Annotated in this window: 15 protein-coding genes; 13 read left to right on the top strand and 2 right to left on the bottom strand. The window is 64.6% G+C overall.

Going from position 1 to position 20037, the window contains the following annotated elements; translation table 11 throughout:
• The 6 genes from IEX61_RS06310 to IEX61_RS06285 all read left to right on the top strand — a co-directional run.
• Positions 1-856 (top strand): DDE-type integrase/transposase/recombinase (locus tag IEX61_RS06310; protein ID WP_188817187.1); only part of this gene is annotated, 856 nt, incomplete at its 5' end.
• A gap of 318 nt (positions 857-1174) precedes the next feature.
• Positions 1175-2395, top strand: a complete 1221-nt coding sequence (locus IEX61_RS06305) for an ISL3 family transposase (RefSeq protein ID WP_188817185.1) — start codon at positions 1175-1177, stop codon at positions 2393-2395.
• Between the two features lie 279 nt (positions 2396-2674).
• Positions 2675-3508 carry an MIP/aquaporin family protein gene (locus IEX61_RS06300; RefSeq protein WP_188817182.1) on the top strand — a complete coding sequence of 278 codons (834 nt, stop codon included), beginning with the start codon at positions 2675-2677 and terminating at the stop codon, positions 3506-3508.
• 39 nt (positions 3509-3547) lie between these two features.
• Complete coding sequence (gene glpK, locus IEX61_RS06295) at positions 3548-5059, top strand: glycerol kinase GlpK (RefSeq protein ID WP_188817180.1); 1512 nt, start codon at positions 3548-3550, stop codon at positions 5057-5059.
• Positions 5060-5305: 246 nt separating this feature from the next.
• Positions 5306-6988, top strand: coding sequence for a glycerol-3-phosphate dehydrogenase/oxidase (locus IEX61_RS06290; protein ID WP_188817178.1), 1683 nt, complete (start codon positions 5306-5308; stop codon positions 6986-6988).
• A gap of 43 nt (positions 6989-7031) precedes the next feature.
• Positions 7032-7607 carry a glycerol-3-phosphate responsive antiterminator gene (locus IEX61_RS06285; RefSeq protein WP_083463071.1) on the top strand — a complete coding sequence of 192 codons (576 nt, stop codon included), beginning with the start codon at positions 7032-7034 and terminating at the stop codon, positions 7605-7607.
• Between the two features lie 32 nt (positions 7608-7639).
• Here the strand turns inward: IEX61_RS06285 and IEX61_RS06280 are convergent, their stop codons facing one another.
• A complete protein-coding gene (locus tag IEX61_RS06280) occupies positions 7640-8335 on the bottom strand; it encodes a protease complex subunit PrcB family protein (protein ID WP_188817176.1) in 696 nt (231 codons plus the stop codon).
• A 157-nt stretch (positions 8336-8492) separates the two neighbouring features.
• Between IEX61_RS06280 and tkt the strand changes: the two genes are divergently transcribed.
• Positions 8493-10502 carry a transketolase gene (tkt, locus tag IEX61_RS06275; protein ID WP_188817174.1) on the top strand — a complete coding sequence of 670 codons (2010 nt, stop codon included), beginning with the start codon at positions 8493-8495 and terminating at the stop codon, positions 10500-10502.
• A 158-nt stretch (positions 10503-10660) separates the two neighbouring features.
• Here the strand turns inward: tkt and IEX61_RS12630 are convergent, their stop codons facing one another.
• On the bottom strand, positions 10661-10789 hold the full coding sequence (locus IEX61_RS12630; RefSeq protein ID WP_256205630.1) for a hypothetical protein: 129 nt from the start codon (positions 10787-10789) through the stop codon (positions 10661-10663).
• A gap of 154 nt (positions 10790-10943) precedes the next feature.
• On the opposite strand from IEX61_RS12630, the gene ccpN reads away from it, so the two are divergent.
• The 6 genes from ccpN (at position 10944) to IEX61_RS06245 (ending at position 20035) form a co-directional block, all read left to right on the top strand.
• Complete coding sequence (gene ccpN / locus IEX61_RS06270; RefSeq protein WP_229725741.1) at positions 10944-11582, top strand: transcriptional regulator CcpN; 639 nt, start codon at positions 10944-10946, stop codon at positions 11580-11582.
• Between the two features lie 66 nt (positions 11583-11648).
• Positions 11649-12449 carry a pyruvate, water dikinase regulatory protein gene (locus tag IEX61_RS06265; protein WP_373288420.1) on the top strand — a complete coding sequence of 267 codons (801 nt, stop codon included), beginning with the start codon at positions 11649-11651 and terminating at the stop codon, positions 12447-12449.
• Positions 12449-15124, top strand: coding sequence for a pyruvate, phosphate dikinase (gene ppdK, locus IEX61_RS06260; protein ID WP_188817172.1), 2676 nt, complete (start codon positions 12449-12451; stop codon positions 15122-15124). Before IEX61_RS06265 ends, ppdK begins: the two co-directional genes overlap by 1 nt.
• Before the next feature lie 306 nt (positions 15125-15430).
• Positions 15431-17263 carry a DNA primase gene (gene dnaG, locus IEX61_RS06255; RefSeq protein WP_054671135.1) on the top strand — a complete coding sequence of 611 codons (1833 nt, stop codon included), beginning with the start codon at positions 15431-15433 and terminating at the stop codon, positions 17261-17263.
• Between the two features lie 21 nt (positions 17264-17284).
• Positions 17285-18424: an RNA polymerase sigma factor RpoD gene (gene rpoD, locus IEX61_RS06250; RefSeq protein WP_188817170.1), complete on the top strand. Its 1140-nt coding sequence runs from the start codon at positions 17285-17287 to the stop codon at positions 18422-18424.
• 462 nt (positions 18425-18886) lie between these two features.
• The gene (locus tag IEX61_RS06245) at positions 18887-20035 is read left to right on the top strand and encodes an acyl-CoA dehydrogenase (RefSeq protein WP_054671132.1); all 1149 of its coding nucleotides are present in this window, start codon (positions 18887-18889) and stop codon (positions 20033-20035) included.
• The last annotated feature ends 2 nt before the right edge of the window (positions 20036-20037 follow it).

Here is a 20037-nt window from a genome sequence, read left to right as displayed (position 1 = left end):
TCGCTTAACCCCGCTCATCCGCCAGCAACTCGCCCAAATCAGCCGCTCTACGCTCGCTCGGCGCCTGAAGGAATTCGACTCGCCCAAACCCAAGCGCTTTCTGCGCCCCAAACCCGCCAATCGCTTGAAAAGGGACATCCCTGCAGGCCGGCTCCCTTGGAACGAATCCCGCCCCGGCGCCCTGGAAATCGATCTCGTCGAACACAATGGCGGCGACTCATCCGGCCTGTTCGCCTGCACCTTGTCCGTGACCGACATGGTCACCGGCTACAGCCGCCGCCAGGCCATCCTCGGCAAAAGCCAAAAAGCTGTCTTCGCGGCCTTGGAATCCATCCTCTCGCAGTGGCCTACAGCCGTCCATACCCTCCACAGTGACAACGGTTCCGAGTTCTTGAACCATCATCTCCTCCGTTTCTGCAAGCAAAAGGGAATTGCGTTTATGCGCAGCCGTCCCTACCGCAAAAACGACAACCCCCATGTCGAACAAAAAAACCGCCAGTTCGTTCGCGAAATCGTGGGCTATGCCCGCTATGACACCCAAGAGGCTGTGGCGTGGCTCAACGCCGTCTATGCCCTCCTCGACCCCTACGCCAATCTCTTTCTGCCCACCCGCAAGGTCGTCGAAAAATCCTACGAAGGCAAGCGCATTCGCAAACGCTTCGACCAAGCCCGCACGCCTTTCCAACGCCTGATCGAAAGCGGCGCCTTAAAACCGGAGATGGAACACATGCTCAAGGCTCAGTTTGAAACGCTCAACCCGCTCGATCTTCATGATGAGCTCGAAAAAATCGTGGCTCGGGGTCCTTGGGCTCCCTCCCCCGAGCCACCTAACCAAGAACCTCTTGAGGTCGGGTAGACCTCAACTCCATTTTCCTACCTGAGGGAGCCTCTTGCCAAGAGTATTCGGTTAGGTTTTTACGTGAGGGATCGGTTTCACTTCGGTTAGGTTTTTATGTGAGTTGACACGTGACCCGTATAAACGGGTGTGGAAACCGCTTTGAATGGTACAAGACATTACATTTCGTAATGGGGCCGCTATCGAAGCATGAATGCAGAAGAGAGGATAAAGCCCTCGGCTCTACGCTAAAAAGTGTGGGTTCTAAGAGGAAAAGGCGGTCGACGAGCCAAGGGATAGTTAAGCGCACCACATCCCGAAGGAGGCTCGCGACCGCCTATGAACAAGCTTACCGCAGAAATGTTCGGCTTACAATCGTGGATTGTTTACCGTATCGTGCATCAATCCGATGGTATTCACATCTACGCCGGTCGGCCGCGTAAGGAAGCGCGGTGTCCGGATTGTGGACAGCTGACACGCCGCGTCTACGATCGTGCATGTGAATGGAAACGGAAGCTGCACACCTGGTGCAACGAGAAACCGGTTTACCTCTGGGTACGTCCCCGGCGCTTCCAGTGCACGGCCTGTCGAAAAGTGTTCACTGAACGCTTTCCTGGTATTCGCCCCTGGGCACGCAGGACCGAACGGGCCGAAGCCCTTTTGCTCCAGCGCCTGAAAGCGGGCAGTTTTCATCGTGCCGCCCAGGAAAGCGGGACAAGCGCCAGCACCTTGCGCCGTCTGCTCCTTCGGTACGTAGGTCAGCAGGTAAATCTCGAGGAAGCCCTCCGGGATGTCGATGCCTTCGTGCTGAGCATCGATGAACACAGCTATCGTGGCCGTGACATGATGGTTACGGTCACGTGCGTATGGCCAAAACGGCGCCTTTTGGCCATCTTGCCGGATGACCGCATGAAAACGCTGGAGCGCTTTTTGCGCCAGCTGCCGGAGACGGTTCGTCAGCGGATTCAGGCCGTGTGCATCGACCTGAAGGATGCTTGGCGTCATGCCGTGAAGCGCGCTTTGCCCGGCGCTGTCATCGTGGCGGATCCGTTTCACGTCATCCAGGACGCGAATCGGCGGGTTGACGAAGCACGGCTAGTGGAACAGCAGGTGACCGGGGTGCGCCTGAGGCGCTGGCCGCTTTTGAAGAACGAGAACGACCTCACCGAACGCCAAGCTGCCCAGCTTGCCGCCATTCGGAAGCATCACAAGAACGTGGCCCACTTTCACTGGGTCAAAGAGCAGCTGCGAGACGTTTACCGTGCTTCCAATCGAGACGAAGCCGCAGCCATCCTAGACCGCGTGATCTTTGAGGCCCAGTCGGCAAGCGATGCCGCGCTCCTGCAGTGGGGACGCACGCTCCGCCGCTGGCGCGAGGCGATTCTGGCCTACCACACCTGGCGTGTTTCGAACGGCTACACGGAAGGCGTGCACACCAAGATCAAGCTGCTCAAACGAATCAGCTACGGCTTCCGTAACCGTGAGATCTATGTGCGAAAGATGCTCCTCGCTTTTATACCCTTGGCTTGGTTGACCTCCCATCCACAATTATTGACCTAGAGCCCCCACCCCTTGACAAACCGACCTGAAAGCGTGTACAACAATTCTTGAAAAGTTCAGATGGTCGGAGACGCGGAGAGAAGACCGATTCCCTGCACGCCGTAGGGAGGGGTCTTCTCTTTTTCGTTTGCGATCGGGGAGGTGACAGAGGCGGCGCATGAAAGAGAGGCAACCGACACCGCCGCGTAGCCGGCGCGTGCTGCAAAGGATGAAAGCGCATTCATTCGCGCGGAAACGCATTCCCGATTGCGCATTCCGGATTTGGAAGGAGGCGGAAGCGTGTCCCCGCACCTCGGCGAATTCGTGGGAACCCTGCTCTTGATCTTGCTGGGCGGCGGCATCGTCGCCGGCGTGTGCCTCAAACAGTCCAAGGCCGAGCAAGCCGGATGGCTGGCCATCACCGTGGGATGGGGGCTGGCGGTGGCCGTCGCCGTGTACGCCGTGGGCGAGGTGAGCGGCGCCCACCTCAACCCGGCGGTGACCCTGGCCCTGGCCTTGACGGGCGGTTTTCCATGGGAGAAGGTCCCGGGCTATGTGCTGGCGCAGCTGCTCGGGGCCTTCTGCGGCGCAGTGCTGGTGTGGCTGCACTACCTGCCGCATTGGGAGAAAACCGGCGATCCGGCAACCAAGCTGGCCGTGTTTGCCACCGGCCCGGCCATACGCGACTGGAGCGCCAATTTGCTCAGCGAAATCATCGGGACCTTTGTGTTGGTTTTTGGCGTGCTGGCCATTGGGGCCAACCGATTGGCGGAGGGGCTGAACCCGCTGCTTGTGGGGCTCTTGGTCGTGAGCATTGGCCTGTCCCTCGGGGGCACCACAGGGTATGCCATCAACCCGGCGCGCGACCTGGGTCCCCGCTTGGCCCACGCCCTCCTGCCCATCCCCGGCAAAGGCCCCTCCGACTGGTCGTACGCGTGGATCCCCGTGATCGGGCCCGTGATCGGCGGCCTTTTGGGCGGTTGGGCCCACGCGTGGCTCTTCGGGGGTAAAGCCGTCGCGCTCGCCCCGGGCGTGGCGCTGGGCGGCATCACGGCGGCGGTGGCGCTCGTCAGCGTTCTGCGGAGGCGGTCGGCCCGACGCGCCAAACCGACGGGCGTGGTCGCAACGCGGTAACGGCATGGCACACCAAATTCGTGCACAGGAGGCGATCGCATGCGGTACCTGCTGGCCCTCGACCAAGGCACCACCAGCTCGCGGGCCATCCTGTTCGACGAGAACGGCGCCCTTGTGGGCATGGCCCAACGCGAGTTTGCCCAGCTCTTCCCCCAGCCGGGATGGGTCGAGCACGACCCGCTGGAAATCTGGGAGACGCAGATCGGCGTGGCCCGGGAGGTGCTGCACCAAACCGGCGTCGATCCGCACCAGGTGGCGGCCATCGGCATCACGAACCAGCGGGAGACGACGGTGGTGTGGGAGTGCAAGACCGGCCGGCCCATCGCCAACGCCATCGTGTGGCAGGACCGGCGGACGGCGCCCCATTGCGATGAAATCAAAGCCGATTCGGACCTGGAGCGGCACATCCGCGCGCGGACGGGGCTCGTGGTGGACGCCTACTTTTCGGCCACCAAGGTGAAGTGGCTGCTCGACCACGTGGACGGGGCGCGCGAAAAGGCCCAGCGCGGCGAACTGGCCTTTGGCACCATCGACGCGTGGCTCATCTGGAACCTCACCGGCGGCCAGGTGCACGCCACCGACGTGACCAATGCCGCGCGGACGATGCTCTTTGACATCCACCGCCGCGCCTGGGACGAGCGGCTGCTCAACGCCCTCGACATTCCGCCGTCCCTGCTGCCCGAGGTGAAGCCGTCGAGCGCCGTGCTGGCCCACACCCATCCCGACCTGTTCGGCGTCCCCATTCCCATCGCCGGCGTGGCCGGCGACCAGCAAGCCGCCCTCTTCGGCCAGGCCTGCTTTGAGCCGGGGATGGCCAAGAACACCTACGGCACGGGCTGCTTCCTGCTCATGAACACCGGCGGAAAGCCCGTCCCCTCCAAGGCCGGGCTCCTCACCACCATCGCCTGGGAAGTGGGCGGCCAGGTGACCTACGCCCTCGAGGGCAGCGTCTTCATCGCCGGGGCGGCCATCCAGTGGCTGCGCGACGGGCTGCGCATCCTCGATGCGGCGGCCGATTCGGAATACTTTGCCGCCAAGGTGCCCGACTCCGGCGGGGTGTACGTGGTGCCGGCCTTTGCCGGGCTGGGCGCGCCGTACTGGGACATGTACGCCCGCGGGGCCATTTTCGGGCTGACGCGCGGCACGCGCAAGGAGCACCTCATCCGCGCCACGCTGGAGGCGCTGGCGTACCAGACGAAAGACGTCCTCGACGCCATGGAGCAGGACGCCGGGGTTCCCCTTGCCGCGCTGCGCGTCGACGGCGGGGCGGCGGCCAACAACCTGCTCATGCAGTTCCAGGCCGACATTCTGGGCGTGCCGGTCGAGCGGCCGGCCATTGTGGAGACGACGGCCTTCGGCGCCGCGGCGCTGGCCGGGGTGGCCGTAGGGCTGTGGGATCAGGAAACCTTGGCCGCGCGGTGGCAGGCCGAAACGCGCTTTGTCCCGGCCATGGCCGAAGCGGAACGGAAAAAGCGCTACGCCGGGTGGAAGAAGGCCGTGGAGCGGGCGATGCGTTGGGCGAGCGAAGAGGACGAGGACGCCCGCACCTGACCGGGGGCGTTGGCGCCAGTGCATCGGACGCGTCGGGCGGCGGGGCGGCCCAACCGCTGCGGGATTCCCGCCGCTGGCGCGTTGACAGCCCGCTGTCCTCTTGCCTATGCTGTAAGGGAAGGCGACAACATGATGGTGCGGAGACGCGGAGAAGGCCACATCGCCCTCGAGGAGGGGGCGAATGTGGCCTTTTTGTATGCGAACCGGCTTCCTTGTCCATACCGACTAAGGCAGGAGGGATGATCCATGGGCGTTCGCTTTGCGGCGACACAGCGGACGACGATGTTGCAGGAAATGGCGGAAAAGCCCCTCGACGTGCTCGTCATCGGCGGCGGCATCACCGGGGCCGGCATCGCCTGGGACGCCGTGCTGCGCGGGCTGCGGGTGGGGCTGGTGGAGAAGCAGGATTTCGCCGCGGGAACGTCGAGCCGGTCGACGAAGCTGATCCACGGCGGGCTGCGCTACCTCAAGCAGGGGGAAATTGGGCTCGTGCGCGAGGTGGGGCGGGAGCGGGCCATCGTGTACCGCAACGCGCCACATGTGGTGCACCCGGAACCCATGCTCCTGCCGGTGGTGAAGGGCGGCTCGTTGGGCCGCTTCAGCGCCTCCTTCGGCGTGTGGCTGTACGACCGGCTGGCGGGCGTGAAGAGGGCCGAGCGGCGGCGCGTGCTGTCGCGCGAGGAGGCCCTGGCCGCCGAGCCGCTGCTTCCCGCCGAGCGGCTGAAAGGGGCCATCCTGTATACCGAGTACCGCACCGACGACGCCCGCCTGACCCTCGAGGTGCTCAAGGCGGCCGCGGCCAGGGGAGCGCTGGCCGTCAACTACGCCGAAGCGGTGGACTTCCTCTACGAAGGGGGGCGCGTGGCCGGGGCCGTCGTTTGCGACCGGCTAAGCGGGGAAACCTACGCGATCCGGGCCAAGCACGTCGTCAACGCCGCCGGGCCGTGGGTCGACCGGCTGCGCGAGAAGGACGGCTCGCTGACGGGCAAGCGGCTGCACCTGACGAAGGGCGTCCACCTGGTGGTGCCCCATGAACGCTTCCCCGTGCGCCAGGCCGTCTACTTCGACGTGTTCGACGGGCGGATGGTGTTCGCCATCCCCCGCGACGGCAAGACGTACATCGGGACGACGGACACCGACTACCACGGGTCCCTGGAACACCCCGAGGTGACGCCGGAAGACCGCGATTACTTGCTGCGAGCGGTGAACGACATGTTTCCGACCGTCCACCTGCGCCCGGAGGATGTGGAGTCGTGCTGGGCCGGCCTCAGGCCGCTCCTGCACGAGGAGGGGAAGGCGCCGTCGGAGCTGTCCCGCCGCGACGAGATCTTCGTCTCGCCGACAGGGCTCATCACCATCGCCGGGGGGAAGCTGACCGGCTTCCGCAAGATGGCCGAGCGCGTCGTCGACCTCGTGTGCCGGCGGCTTGGCGAAGAGGAAGGGCGCCGCGTTGGCCCCTGCATCACCGACCGCGTGCCGCTGTCCGGCGGCGATGTGGGCGGGCCCGAGGGGCTTTCCGATGCCGTCCGCAACGGAACGCGCGAAGGCGTATCGCGCGGACTCTCCCCGGAAGAGGCCGAACAGCTGGCGCGGCGGTACGGGTCCAACACCCCGGCGGTGCTGGCCGGCATCCAACGGGCTCGCGAGGCATCTGCGCGCCACAATCTGCCCCTGGGTCTGGCCCTGGAGGTGCTGTACGGGGTGGAGGCGGAGATGGCCGTCACGCCGGCCGACGTGCTTATCCGCCGCACGGGGATGCTCCTCTTTGACCGGCCGCGCTGCGAGAAGGTGGCCGAGGGCGTCGTCCGGTGGATGGGCGAGCTGTTCGGCTGGTCGCCCCAGGAAGCCGACCGGTATCACCAGGAATTGGAAGCAGAACTGGCGCACGCGCGGCGGGCAGGAAGGACGAACCGGGTGTCGAACGGGTAACGAAACCGACGGAAAACGAAGGGCTTGCCAAGGGGGCATACCGATGGAGAAGTGGTCGCAGCCGCTCATTCCCGCCATTCGGCAGCTGAAGGATTTCGAGCGCCTGATGGACATGGAGTACCGCTACCTCATTTTGCTGGAGGCCCATCTCGGCCACGTGAAGCAGCTGGTGGCGTACGCTCGCAAGCGGGGGAAGGAGCTGCTTTTGCATGCCGACCTGATTGCCGGCCTCAAAGCCGACGAGGCGGCGGCGGTGTTTTTGGCCCAGCAGGTGAAGCCGGCCGGCATCATCTCCACGCGCAAACAGGTGGTGCAGGCGGCGAGAAAGCATGGCGTGTTGGGCATCCAGCGCATCTTCCTTCTCGACTCGATGGCCCTGGAAACGAGCTTTCAGCTCTTGGAAAACGCCCAACCGGATTTTGTCGAGGTGTTGCCCGGCGTCATTCCGCGGGTCATCCGCCGCATCGCCGAACGCACGCGCGTGCCCGTTTTTGCCGGCGGGCTGATCGAAACGGTGGACGACGTGGAGCAAGCCCTGGCGGCGGGCGCCACGGCGGTGACGACGTCGAACCGGGAACTGTGGGAGGCGTTTCGCCACCGCGCCTCCGCCGGCGGGTGAGCGAGAGGCCGTTTGCCACTCCGTTCGTGCGGTCAGCGTTCCGCCTCTTGGAGCGGAATCTCCCGCCCGTCGGTCGTGACGACGCGAATCGGTTTCGACTGGGCGTCCAGCTTCACCACCACGTGCGGGTAGGTGATCACTTCGGCGACGATGTCGCCCGGTTGGGGATCGATGGTCCGTACCGTCACGACGATGCCCCCGTCTTTGCAGGTCACCGCTTGGACGGCGATGCCGTAGCCGGCCGTCGGCTTTTCCCCCCGGGAGATGAGGACGTAGGTGGCGTCCGCCGTGCGGGAGACGTACGCTCCTTCGTTCCGGAAATGGCGATCGATCCACTGCTGGATGTCCGGCGGCGCGTCGTGGCGCGGGATCACGCGGTAGGGAATGGCTTCCTTCCCTCCTCGCTTGGTGTCGATGGAGATGGTCTTTGTTTGTGGATCATAGGTAATGCTGTAGCCGAGCAGCTCGCTGACGAAGCGGATCGGCACGTAGGTGGTGCCGTTGTACAGGAAGGCGCTCGGCACGTAGGCGGTGCCGTTGTGCACGAAGCCCGGGCGATCGCTCGTCTTCACCGGCTGTCCGTCTACCTGCCAATGGAATGCCGGGATGGTTACCGGCAGATGGATGACGTTCTCGCCGGCGGCGAAGGCCAAGCCGCCCACGAGCAAACCGCCGGCAAGGAGGCCGGCGAACACGCCTCGCCTCGAGGGGCGCGTCACGCGGAGCATGGCGGTTCCTCCTTTCGTGACCTCGTCACGGATTGTTCACCTCAACAGACGGGAGGGGCGCAAAAAAGGTTTCACCCATCGTCTCTGTCCCCTTGCCCATCCCGGTCGATTGTGAGACAAAATAAAGGAGGATTCGTGGCAAAGGAGGAAGCGCCGAATGATCGCATCCCGTTCGATCGAACAGCTGGCCGTCACCACCCTTCGCACCTTGTCCATCGACGCCATCGAGAAGGCCAAGTCGGGCCATCCGGGCATGCCGATGGGCGCGGCCCCCATGGCCTACGTGCTGTGGACGAAATTTTTGCGCCACAACCCGGCCAACCCGAAGTGGTTCGACCGCGACCGCTTTGTGCTTTCCGCCGGTCACGGGTCGATGCTGCTCTACGGTTTGCTCCATTTGTGCGGGTATGATCTGCCGCTTGAGGAGTTGCAAAATTTCCGCCAGTGGGGCAGCCGCACGCCGGGGCACCCGGAGTACGGCCACACGCCCGGCGTGGAGGCGACCACCGGCCCCCTTGGGCAAGGCATCGCCATGGCGGTGGGCATGGCCATGGCCGAACGCCACCTGGCTGCCCGCTTCAACCGCGATGGGCACGCCATCATTAACCACTATACCTACGTGATCTGCGGCGACGGCGACCTGATGGAAGGGGTGGCGGCGGAAGCGGCCTCGTTGGCCGGCCACCTTAAGCTGGGCAAGCTGATCGTCCTGTACGACTCCAACGACATCTCCCTCGACGGCGAAACGGCGCTGGCCTTCACCGAGGACGTGCGCCGGCGCTTCGAGGCCTACGGCTGGCAGGTGCTGCGCGTCGACGACGGCAACGACCTGGAGGCCATCGCCCGGGCCATCGAGGCGGCGCGGGCCGAAACGGCGCGGCCGAGCCTGATCGAGGTGAAGACCGTCATCGGTTACGGCAGCCCGAACAAGGGCGGTACGGCGGCGGCCCACGGTGCCCCCCTCGGCCCCGACGAGGTGAAGCGGGTCAAGGAGTTCTATGGCTGGCCGCAGGAGCCCGCCTTCTACATCCCCGACGAGGTGCGGCAGCATTTCGCCCAGGTCAAGGAACGGGGCCAGGCCCTCGAGGCGGAGTGGAACGCGCGCCTGGCCGCGTACGAGGCGGCGTACCCCGAGCTGGCCGCCGAGCTGAAGCGGGTGATGGCCGGCGAGCTGCCCGACGGCTGGGACGCGGACTTGCCGTCCTATGAGCCCGGCGCCCAACTGGCCACGCGGGCGGCGTCGGGACAAGCGCTCAACGCCCTGGCGAAGCGCGTGCCCGAGCTCATCGGGGGGTCGGCCGACCTGGCCAGCTCCAACCAGACGACGCTGAAGGGCTACCCGGTCTTTTCCGCCGACGACTACGCCGGCCGCAACATCTGGTTCGGCGTGCGCGAGTTCGCCATGGCCGCCGCGCTGAACGGCATGGCCTTGCACGGCGGGCTGCGGGTGTACGGCGGCACCTTCCTCGTCTTCTCCGACTACCTGCGCCCGGCCCTTCGCCTGTCGGCCCTGATGAAGCAGCCGGTGGTGTACGTCTTCACCCACGACAGCATCGCCGTGGGGGAAGACGGGCCGACGCACCAGCCTGTTGAGCACATCCCGTCGCTGCGCCTCATTCCCGACCTTACCGTGATCCGCCCGGCTGACGCCAACGAGACGGTGGCCGCGTGGCGCTACGCCCTCGCCGATGCCGAGGGTCCCGTGGCCCTCGTGCTGTCGCGCCAGAACCTCCCCGTTCTGCCGGGAACGGCGGAGCGTGCCGCCGACGGCGTGCGGCGCGGCGCCTACGTGCTGGCCGACGCCGAGAACGGGACGCCCGACGCGATCCTCATCGCCACGGGGGCCGAGGTTAGCCTGGCTCTGGAGGCCAAGCGGCGCCTTGCCGCGGAGGGCATTGCCGTTCGCGTCGTCAGCATGCCCAGCTGGGAGCTGTTTGAGGCCCAGCCTGAGGACTACCGCCGTGCGGTGCTGCCGCCGGAGGTGACGGCGCGCGTGGCCGTGGAAGCGGCCCACCCGATGGGCTGGGAGCGCTACGTTGGCGACCGCGGCACGGTGATCGGCATCGACCGCTTTGGCGCCTCGGCGCCGGGTTCGCGCGTGATGAAGGAGTATGGCTTCACCGCCGACAATGTGGTGGCGGCGGTCAAGCGCGTTCTCGGCCGCTAAAGGGGGCATGCGGCGGAAAGGCCCGCGCGAAAAATCTGCAGGAACGGCTGGGAAAAACGCCAAAAACCAAGTGAAGATGAAAACGGCGCGTCTGCCGCGCGAGGCGAGACGCGCCGTTTTTTGTTGCGAGCCACGACGGGTGGCCGAGCCAATCCGCCTCAGGAGCTGACGGGCCGCGCAGGTTCCGGCGCGACCGGGTGCAGCAGCTCGTCCTTGAGCAGGGCCAGCAGCCGGAACAGGCCGATGCCGCACCAGTGGGCGACGGCGCCGAAGACAAGGTTCTGCAAAACGATACCACGACACGCGCCGCGCCGTCAATACGGAAGCGGTTGCAAAGCCGAAGCGTTGAAAAGGTCGCGGTGTTTTGTTGTATACTAAAAGTGGCCCGAAGGGATACAGTATGACACATTTTCGCGCGGTAACGCGAGGGGGTGACCCGCCATCGAACTGACCAAGCGCCAAGAGCAGATCCTGCAGATCGTCAAGGACGAAGGGCCCATCACTGGCGAGAAGATCGCGGAAAAGCTCAACCTGACCCGCGCCACGCTTCGACCTGATCTGGCCATCCTCACCATGGCCGGCTACCTGGATGCCCGGCCCCGGGTGGGCTATTTTTACGCCGGCAAGACGGGCAACCAGCTTCTCGCCGAGCGCCTGCGCAAGATGAAGGTGAGCGACTACAAGGCGCGCCCCGTCGTCATCCGCGAAGCGTCGTCGGTCTACGACGCCATCACCACGCTCTTTCTCGAGGACGTGGGCACCCTCTACGTGGTCAACGAGGAGGGGCTTCTGGCCGGCGTCGTCTCGCGGAAGGACCTGCTGCGGGCCGCGCTGGGCGGCAAACGCCTCGAAGACCTGCCGGTGGGCGTGATCATGACGCGCATGCCCAACATCATCACCGTGACGCCGGAGGATTCGCTCTACGACGCGGCCAAGAAGCTGATCGACTACGAAGTCGACTCCTTGCCTGTGGTTGTCGAGGTGAAGGAAAAGGGGCCGCGCGCCCTTGAAGTGGTGGGCCGCATCACGAAGACGACGATCACGCGCGCCTTTGTGGAATTGGGGCAAACCGATCGCTAGCGGCGTCCTTGCCGCTTCCGAATCGACTCCGGGGAGGGATCTGCCATCGACGGGAAAAAGCCGACCATCGTGTACGTGGTTTCCGATTCCATCGGGGAGACGGCCGAATTCGTGGTGCGCGCCGCGGCAAGCCAGTTTAACGGGGCCAACGTCGACATTCGGCGCGTGCCGTATGTGGAGGATCACGAGACGCTGCTCGACGTCGTGCAGATGGCCAAGGACGCCCAAGGACTGATTGCATATACGCTGGTGGTTCCGGAAATGGCCGCGTTTTTGCGGGAAAAAGCGCGGGAGGCGGGCGTACCCGTCGTCGACATCATGGGGCCGATGCTGGAGGCCCTGGAAAACGTGATGCGCATGCCTCCCAAACGGCAGCCGGGACTGGTGCGCAAGCTCGACGAGGACTATTTCCGCAAGGTGGAGGCCATCGAGTTTGCCGTCAAGTACGACGACGGCCGCGACCCGCGGGGGCTCCTGCGGGCCGACGTGGTGCTCATCGGCGTGTCGCGCACGTCGAAAACGCCGCTGTCGATGTACCTGGCGCACAAGCGGCTGAAGGTGGCCAACGTGCCCCTTGTTCCGGAAGTGGAGCCGCCGGAAGAGCTGTTCCGCGTCTCGCCGAAAAAAATCGTGGGCCTGACCATCAGCCCGGAAAAACTGAACGAGATTCGCCGCGAACGGCTCAAGGCCCTTGGCCTCGACGCCCAAGCCAATTACGCCAGCATGGCGCGCATCCTGGAAGAACTGGCGTACGCCGAGAAGATCATGAAGCGCATCGGCTGTCCGGTGATCGACGTGTCGAACAAGGCCATCGAGGAAACGGCCACAATCATTCTCGACCTTTTCCGGGGCAGGAGGAATGGGTAATGGCAGACAAATGGGTCTACTTGTTCGAAGAAGGCCACGGCGGCATGCGCGACCTTTTGGGCGGCAAGGGGGCCAACCTGGCCGAGATGACCAAGGCCGCTCTGCCCGTCCCGCCGGGGTTTACCGTGACCACGGAAGCGTGCAACCGGTATTACCAGGAAGGGCGCACGCTTTTCGACGCGTTGAAGGCGCAGATCGAAGAGGCTCTTGGGAAGCTGGAGGAGAAGACGGGCAAGCGCTTTGGCGACCCGAACCATCCGCTCCTCGTCTCCGTCCGCTCCGGCGCGCCCGTTTCCATGCCCGGGATGATGGACACCATCCTCAACCTCGGGCTCAACGACGCGACGGTGGAAGGGCTGGCCCGGCTGACGAACGACGCGCGCTTTGCCTACGATTGCTACCGCCGCTTCATCCAGATGTTTGGCGACGTCGTGCTGGGCGTGCCGCATTACCTCTTCGAGCAGGTGATCGACGACGTGAAGGCGCAGCGCGGGGTGCGGCACGATCCGGAGCTTGGGGCCGACGACTGGCGGGCGGTTATCGCGCGGTACAAGGCCATCGTCCAGCGCCACACCGGCCAGCCGTTCCCCCAGGACGTCAAGGCCCAGCTCTTTGCCGCCGTGCGGGCCGTGTTCGACTCGTGGAACAACCAGCGGGCCATCGTCTACCGCAAGCTCCACAACATCCCCGACCATCTCGGCACGGCGGTCAACGTGCAGATGATGGTGTTCGGGAACATGGGGAACGACTCGGGCACCGGCGTCGCCTTTACGCGCGACCCCAACACCGGTGAAAAGCGGCTCTACGGCGAGTACCTGACCAACGCCCAGGGCGAGGACGTGGTGGCGGGCATCCGCACCCCGCAGCCGATCGAGACGCTGCGCGAGGCGATGCCGGCGGTGTACGAGCAGTTTGTCGCCATCTGCGAGCGGCTGGAGCGCCACTACAAGGACATGCAGGACATCGAGTTCACCGTCGAGCGGGGCACGCTGTACATCCTGCAGACGCGCAGCGGCAAGCGCACGGCCCAGGCGGCGGTGAAGATCGCCGTCGACCTGGTGAAGGAGGGCATCCTCACCCGCGAAGAGGCCCTCTTGCGCGTCGACCCCGACCAGCTCCATCAGCTCCTGCACCGGCGCATCGATCCGAGCGCGCCGCGCGACGTGCTGGCCAAGGGGCTTCCCGCCTCACCGGGGGCGGCCACGGGGCGCGTCGTCTTTGACGCCGATGAGGCTGAGGCGTGGGCCAAGCGCGGCGAGCGGGTCATCCTTGTGCGCCCGGAGACGACGCCGGAAGACATCCACGGCATCGTCGCCGCCCAGGGGGTGCTGACCAGCCGCGGGGGGATGACCAGCCACGCCGCCGTCGTCGCCCGCGGCATGGGCAAGCCCTGCGTGTGCGGCTGCGAGGCGCTGAAGATCGACCTGCGCGCGAGAATGTTTGCCGTCGGCGAGCGCGTCGTGCGCGAAGGCGAGGTCATCACCATCGACGGGGCGACCGGCGAGGTGCTTGCCGGCGAGGTGCCCCTCGTCGACCCGGTGCTGTCGCCGGAGTTCCACGAGCTCCTCGCCTGGGCCGACGCGGTGCGGCGCCTCGCGGTGCGGGCCAACGCCGACACGCCGGACGACGCGGCCAAGGCCCGCGCCTTTGGCGCCGAGGGCATCGGCCTGTGCCGCACCGAGCACATGTTCATGGCCCCGGACCGCGTCCCGGTGGTGCAGGAGATGATTCTCGCCGAGACGCGCGAGGAGCGGGAGGCGGCGCTGCAAAAGCTGTTGCCGATGCAGCAGGGCGACTTCTACGGCATCCTCAAGGCGATGGAAGGCCTGCCGGTGACGATTCGCCTCCTCGACCCGCCGCTGCACGAGTTTTTGCCCAACCTGGAAGAGCTGCTCGTCGAGGTGACCAAACTGCGGGGCGACCCCCAGGCCGACCCCGAGCGCCTCGCGGAGAAGGAAGCGCTTTTGGCCAAGGTGCGGAAGTTGCACGAATTCAACCCCATGCTCGGCCACCGCGGGTGCCGCCTCGGACTGGTCTTCCCCGAAATCTACGAGATGCAGGTGGAGGCCATCTTTCGCGCTGCGGCGCAACTGGTGCGGGAAGGCGTCGACGTGCGGCCGGAAGTGATGATTCCCCTCGTCGGCCACGTCAACGAGCTGGCGCGGCTGCGCAAGCTGGTGGACGAGGTGGCCCAGCGGGTGATGGCCGAAACCGGCACCTCCGTCGCCTACACGGTGGGGACGATGATCGAGGTGCCGCGGGCGGCCCTGACCGCCGACGAGATTGCCCGCGAGGCGGACTTCTTCTCCTTCGGCACCAACGACCTGACGCAGATGACCTTTGCCTTCAGCCGCGACGATGCCGAGGGGAAGTTCCTGCCGCACTATCTGGAAAGCGGCATCCTGCCGGACAACCCCTTCATCACCCTTGACGAGCGCGGCGTGGGCAAGCTGATCGCCATGGGCGTAGCCGAAGGGCGCAAGACCCGTCCCAACCTGAAGGCGGGCATCTGCGGCGAGCACGGCGGGGAGAAGCGGTCGATCGACTTTTGCCACCGCGTGGGCCTCGACTACGTCAGCTGTTCGCCGTACCGCGTGCCGCTGGCCCGTCTGGCGGCGGCCCAGGCCCAGCTGCGGCACGGCAGCGGTTTCGACAACCTGAGCGAAAACCGGTGATGTGGCGCCACGCGTCGCGGCCGATCGACAAATGCGGGGAAGCGCCCGAACAACAAACGGGCGCTTCCCCGCACCACTTTATGGAAAATTGCCAACATTGCAACTTATCCGGGTCGGGAGGTAAACGGCGCGAGGACGTAGAATAACCTTATAACCTAAAGCCCCTAGGGTTCTGTCCCGGGGCGTGTTTTCGGTTATCCCGCCTCATTGGAAACGGTTTTCAGCAGGAGTTTTTCGTGTTGCGCCGAATTGTATGGGTACGGTTTGCCGTACCCGCTCCCCTTCCAAAGGAGAGGGGGGAGACCGATGCCGCGCATTCCCGAGTCGTTCCTTGACGAAATCCGGAGCCGCGTCGACATTGTCGATCTCGTCAGCGAATACGTGCACCTCAAGCGGAGCGGGCGAAACTACTTCGGCCTGTGTCCCTTCCACGCCGAAAAAACGCCCTCCTTCTCCGTATCGCCCGAAAAGCAGATCTTCCACTGCTTTGGGTGCGGGGTGGGAGGGAACGTCATCACCTTTCTGATGGAGATCGAAAACCTCGATTTTGTCGAGGCGGTGCGCGTGCTCGCGCGCCGGGCCGGCTTGCCCTTTCCGGAACCGGAGCGGAAGGAGGAGGAAACGCGCGCCGACCGGGAACGGGCGGCCATGCGCGAGGCCTACCACCTCGTGGCCCGGTTCTATCAGTATCTCCTCACGCATACAGAATATGGGGAACGTGCACGCGCCTATCTGCGGCAGCGCGGTGTGGCGGACGACACGATGGCGGCGTTTCAGCTGGGGTACGCGCCGGACGCGCCGGATGCCGTGGCCAAGTTTCTCGCCCGCCGAAAATTTTCCCTCCCGCTCATGGAAAAAGCAGGACTGGTCGCTTATTCCGCTTCGCGCGGCACCTACGTCGACCGCTTTCGCCGCCGGGTGATGTTTCCCATCTGCGACGGCCAAGGCCAGGTCGTCGCCTTTGGCGGCCGCATTCTTGGGCCGGGGGAGCCGAAGTACCTGAACAGCCCGGAAACGCCGCTGTTCCAAAAGAGCGCCCTGCTTTTTAATTTGCATCGGGCGCGCAAGGCGATCCGCCAACGGCAGCAGGCGGTGCTGATGGAAGGCTACCTTGATGTCGTGGCCGCGCATCAGGCCGGCGTCGAGAATGCCGTGGCCACGCTGGGCACCGCGCTTTCCCCAGAGCAGGCGCGCATTCTGCGGCGCAACGCCGAACAGGTGGTGATCTGTTACGACGGGGACGAAGCGGGAATGGAGGCGGCGCGCAAGGCCGGCCTCGTCCTGCGTGAGGCGGGATGTTTGGTCAAGGTGGCCCTTTTGCCGGACGGGATGGATCCCGACGACGTCATCCGGGAGCGCGGTGCGGCGCATTTTCGGGACCACGTTCTGGGCGGCGCCGTCTCCTTTATGGCCTTCACCCTGCGCTATTTGCGCAAGGGCCGCGATCTGCGCGATGAGGTCGAGCGGATGCGGTACATCCGCGATTGTCTGGCGGAACTCGCCCACGTGCCGAGCGCGGTCGAGCGCGACCACTACCTCCGCCAGCTGGCCGAGGAGTTCCACCTCTCGCTGGAGGCCTTGAAGCGCGAACAGTGGAACGTGTACAAACGCCTGAAAGCAAAGGCGGAACGGGTTAATCTTGCTAGTGAAGGGAATACTAGTAGAAATCCTGGCGGGACTTTGGTCGTCAAACCGACCTATCCGGCGTTCCAGAACGCGGAACGGTTGCTCCTGGCCCGCATGATGCGGGATGCGGCGGTTGCGCGTCTTGTGCAAGAAAAAATCGGGGACGCCTTTAACGTGGACGAACACGCGGCGCTCGCGGCGTATCTGTACGCGTATTATGCGTCCGGCAACGAACCGGACCCCGGACGCTTCTTGCAGACGCTGCGCGACGAGGCGCTTGTCGAACTTGCCTCGGAACTGGCCATGCTGGAAGGCGCCGAAGTCCTCGACGAGCGCCAGCTGCACGAATGCATCCGCCGCGTGCTGGACTATCCGCTGGAACGCGAGATTGCCCGGCTCAAGGAGGCGCAGCGGGAAGCCGAGCGGGCAGGGGATTTTGCGCGGGCCGCCGCCATCGGAACCGAGATCATCGCCCTCAAGCGGCGCGTGAAATCGGGCGAAGCGCTTGCATAAACCCGGGAAGGAGGGAGTATCATGGCGAAAGGGAAAGAGAAAGGGAAAGAAAAGAAACAACGGGACGAAGAACTCACCCTCGAACAGGTCAAAGAGCAGCTGGTCGAATTGGGGAAAAAGCGCGGCGAATTGACCTATCAGGAAATCATGGACCGGCTCTCTCCTTTTGAACTGGATCCCGAGCAGATCGACGAGTTCTATGAGTACCTCAACGAGCAGGGCATTGAGGTGGCCGGCGAGGCGGAAGAGCCGATCGACCTGGAAGGCGGCGACGCGTTGGACCTTGACGAGTCCTTGGATTATGACGATGATTTGAACTTGCCGGCCGACGTCAAGATCAACGACCCCGTTCGCATGTACCTGAAGGAGATCGGGCGGGTGCCGCTTCTGACCGCCGAGGAGGAAATCGAGCTCGCGAAGCGAATTGAGCAAGGAGACGAGGAGGCGAAGAAGCGGCTGGCTGAAGCCAACTTGCGGCTGGTTGTCTCCATCGCCAAGCGCTATGTGGGACGCGGCATGCTCTTCCTCGATCTCATTCAGGAAGGGAACATGGGCCTGATCAAGGCCGTCGAAAAGTTCGACTACCGCAAAGGGTACAAGTTCAGCACCTACGCGACGTGGTGGATTCGGCAGGCCATCACGCGGGCCATTGCCGACCAGGCGCGAACGATTCGCATCCCCGTGCACATGGTCGAGACGATCAACAAGCTGATTCGCGTCTCTCGCCAGCTGCTCCAAGAGCTTGGCCGCGAACCCACGCCGGAAGAGATCGCCAAGGAAATGGGCATGACGCCGGAAAAGGTGCGGGAGATCATGAAGATTGCCCAGGAGCCGGTGTCCCTTGAGACGCCGATCGGCGAGGAGGACGACTCGCACCTCGGCGATTTTATCGAGGACCAAGATGCGCCGGCGCCCGCCGATGCCGCCGCGTACGAGCTTCTGAAGGAGCAACTGGAAGAGGTGCTGAGCACGCTCACCGAGCGCGAAGAAAACGTGCTTCGCTTGCGCTTTGGCCTGGACGATGGGCGAGCGCGGACGCTGGAGGAAGTGGGGAAGGTCTTCGGCGTCACGCGGGAGCGCATCCGTCAGATCGAGGCCAAAGCGCTGCGGAAACTGCGCCATCCGAGCCGAAGCAAGCGGTTGAAAGATTTCCTTGAGTAAACGGCTCGCTCGGTGTCTGGCGCGCCGGCCTTGGTCTCGTTGCGGTGTGCCGGTGCGCTCTCCCGGCGCGCCGGTTGCCTTCAATCGATCGCGTTACGTATGGTTCACCGTCGGTTCGTGCGGACGGGGGAGTGGCTCCGTCCGTTTTTGTTTTCGGTTGCCAGTTTTCCTCCGTTTTGGTTCTCATTTTACCGGGTTTTGGTCGCCATTGCAAATCTCAATTGTGACGGGAAGGGGAAAAATTCGCCCGTCTTTGGGCGGATTGAAGCGCTTACACCGTCTCGCGAGAAATTGACAGAATCGACGGTTCGCCCGTGTAGTTTCGAATATTCTTGCATAAACAAACTTGCGGAATTATAATGGTTTTGTAAGCGATTGCCGTGTGGGGTGTAAACCGCAACTGAACAAACGCTCAGTCAGGAGTGTGCCGCGCCGTGGCTAAGCGGAAAGGAGGAGATCGAGGTGAATTTCGAGCTGACCACCGAGCAGAAAATGATCCGCAACCTGGTGCGCGATTTTGCAGAAGGCGAGGTGGCCCCCGGGGCCGAAGAGCGGGACCGGACGGGCCGGTTCCCCCGCGAGATTTTCGCGAAGATGGCCGAGCTGGAGCTGATGGGACTTCCTTTTCCGGAGAAGTACGGGGGCGGCGGCGCCGACACGATCAGCTTTGCCATCGTGGTGGAAGAGCTGAGCCGGGCCGACGCCTCGGTCGGCATCACCTATTCGGCGCACATCTCCCTGGGCGCGGCGCCCATCTACCTCTTTGGCACCGAGGAGCAGAAGCAGCGCTACCTCGTGCCGCTGTGTCGCGGGGAGACGCTGGGCGCCTTCGGCTTGACCGAGCCGGGTGCCGGGTCCGACGCGGGGGGAACGCGCACGACGGCGGTGCGCGACGGCGACGAATGGGTGATCAACGGGACGAAGTGTTTCATCACGAACGCCAGTTACGCCAAATTCCTCGCCCTGACGGCGGTGACCGACAAATCCAAAGGCAAGCGGGGCATCAGCGCCATCATCGTGCCCACCGACGCGCCCGGCTTCCGCGTCCTCGCCAACTACGAGAAGATGGGCCTCAAGTCGTCGAACACGACGGAGCTGATCCTGGAAAATGTCCGCGTCCCCGTCGAGAACCTGCTGGGCAAGGAAGGGGAGGGGTTCAAGCAGTTCCTTGCCACCCTTGACGGCGGGCGCATCGGCATCGGGGCCATGGCCGTGGGCATCGCTCAGGCGGCCTTTGAGCGCGCCCTGGCCTACGCCAAGCAGCGCCGCCAGTTCGGCCAGGCCATCTCGCGGTTCCAGGCCATCCAGTTCAAGCTGGCCGACATGGCCATGAAGATCGAGCTGGCGCGGAACATGGTGTACAAGGCGGCGTGGCTGAAGGACCAGGGACGACCCTTTACCAAGGAGGCGGCGATGGCCAAGCTGTACGCCTCGGAGATCTGCACCGAGGTGTGCCACCAGGCCATCCAGATTCACGGCGGGTACGGCTACATGCGCGACTACCAGGTGGAGCGCCTCTACCGCGACGCGCGGCTTCTGGAAATCGGCGAGGGGACGTCGGAAGTGCAGCGCATGGTCATTGCCCGGGAAATCGGGTGCCTCGACGACTGAGA

This window comes from Calditerricola satsumensis, assembly GCF_014646935.1.
In the GTDB taxonomy this organism is placed as follows: Bacteria; Bacillota; Bacilli; order Calditerricolales; family Calditerricolaceae; genus Calditerricola; species Calditerricola satsumensis.
The sequence above is the reverse complement of the archived record's forward strand: the minus strand, read 5'-3'. Positions and strand labels throughout refer to the sequence as shown.

Excerpts from the sequence above, each read along its gene's own strand:
- dnaG (WP_054671135.1), top strand. The coding sequence starts at position 15,431 with ATGCCGCGCATTCCCGAGTCGTTCCTTGACGAAATCCGGAGCCGCGTC.
- tkt (WP_188817174.1), top strand. The coding sequence starts at position 8,493 with ATGATCGCATCCCGTTCGATCGAACAGCTGGCCGTCACCACCCTTCGC.
- rpoD (WP_188817170.1), top strand. The coding sequence starts at position 17,285 with ATGGCGAAAGGGAAAGAGAAAGGGAAAGAAAAGAAACAACGGGACGAA.
- IEX61_RS06290 (WP_188817178.1), top strand. The coding sequence starts at position 5,306 with ATGGGCGTTCGCTTTGCGGCGACACAGCGGACGACGATGTTGCAGGAA.
- IEX61_RS06305 (WP_188817185.1), top strand. The coding sequence starts at position 1,175 with ATGAACAAGCTTACCGCAGAAATGTTCGGCTTACAATCGTGGATTGTT.
- glpK (WP_188817180.1), top strand. The coding sequence starts at position 3,548 with ATGCGGTACCTGCTGGCCCTCGACCAAGGCACCACCAGCTCGCGGGCC.
- IEX61_RS06285 (WP_083463071.1), top strand. The coding sequence starts at position 7,032 with ATGGAGAAGTGGTCGCAGCCGCTCATTCCCGCCATTCGGCAGCTGAAG.
- IEX61_RS06280 (WP_188817176.1), bottom strand. The coding sequence starts at position 8,335 with ATGCTCCGCGTGACGCGCCCCTCGAGGCGAGGCGTGTTCGCCGGCCTC.
- ppdK (WP_188817172.1), top strand. The coding sequence starts at position 12,449 with ATGGCAGACAAATGGGTCTACTTGTTCGAAGAAGGCCACGGCGGCATG.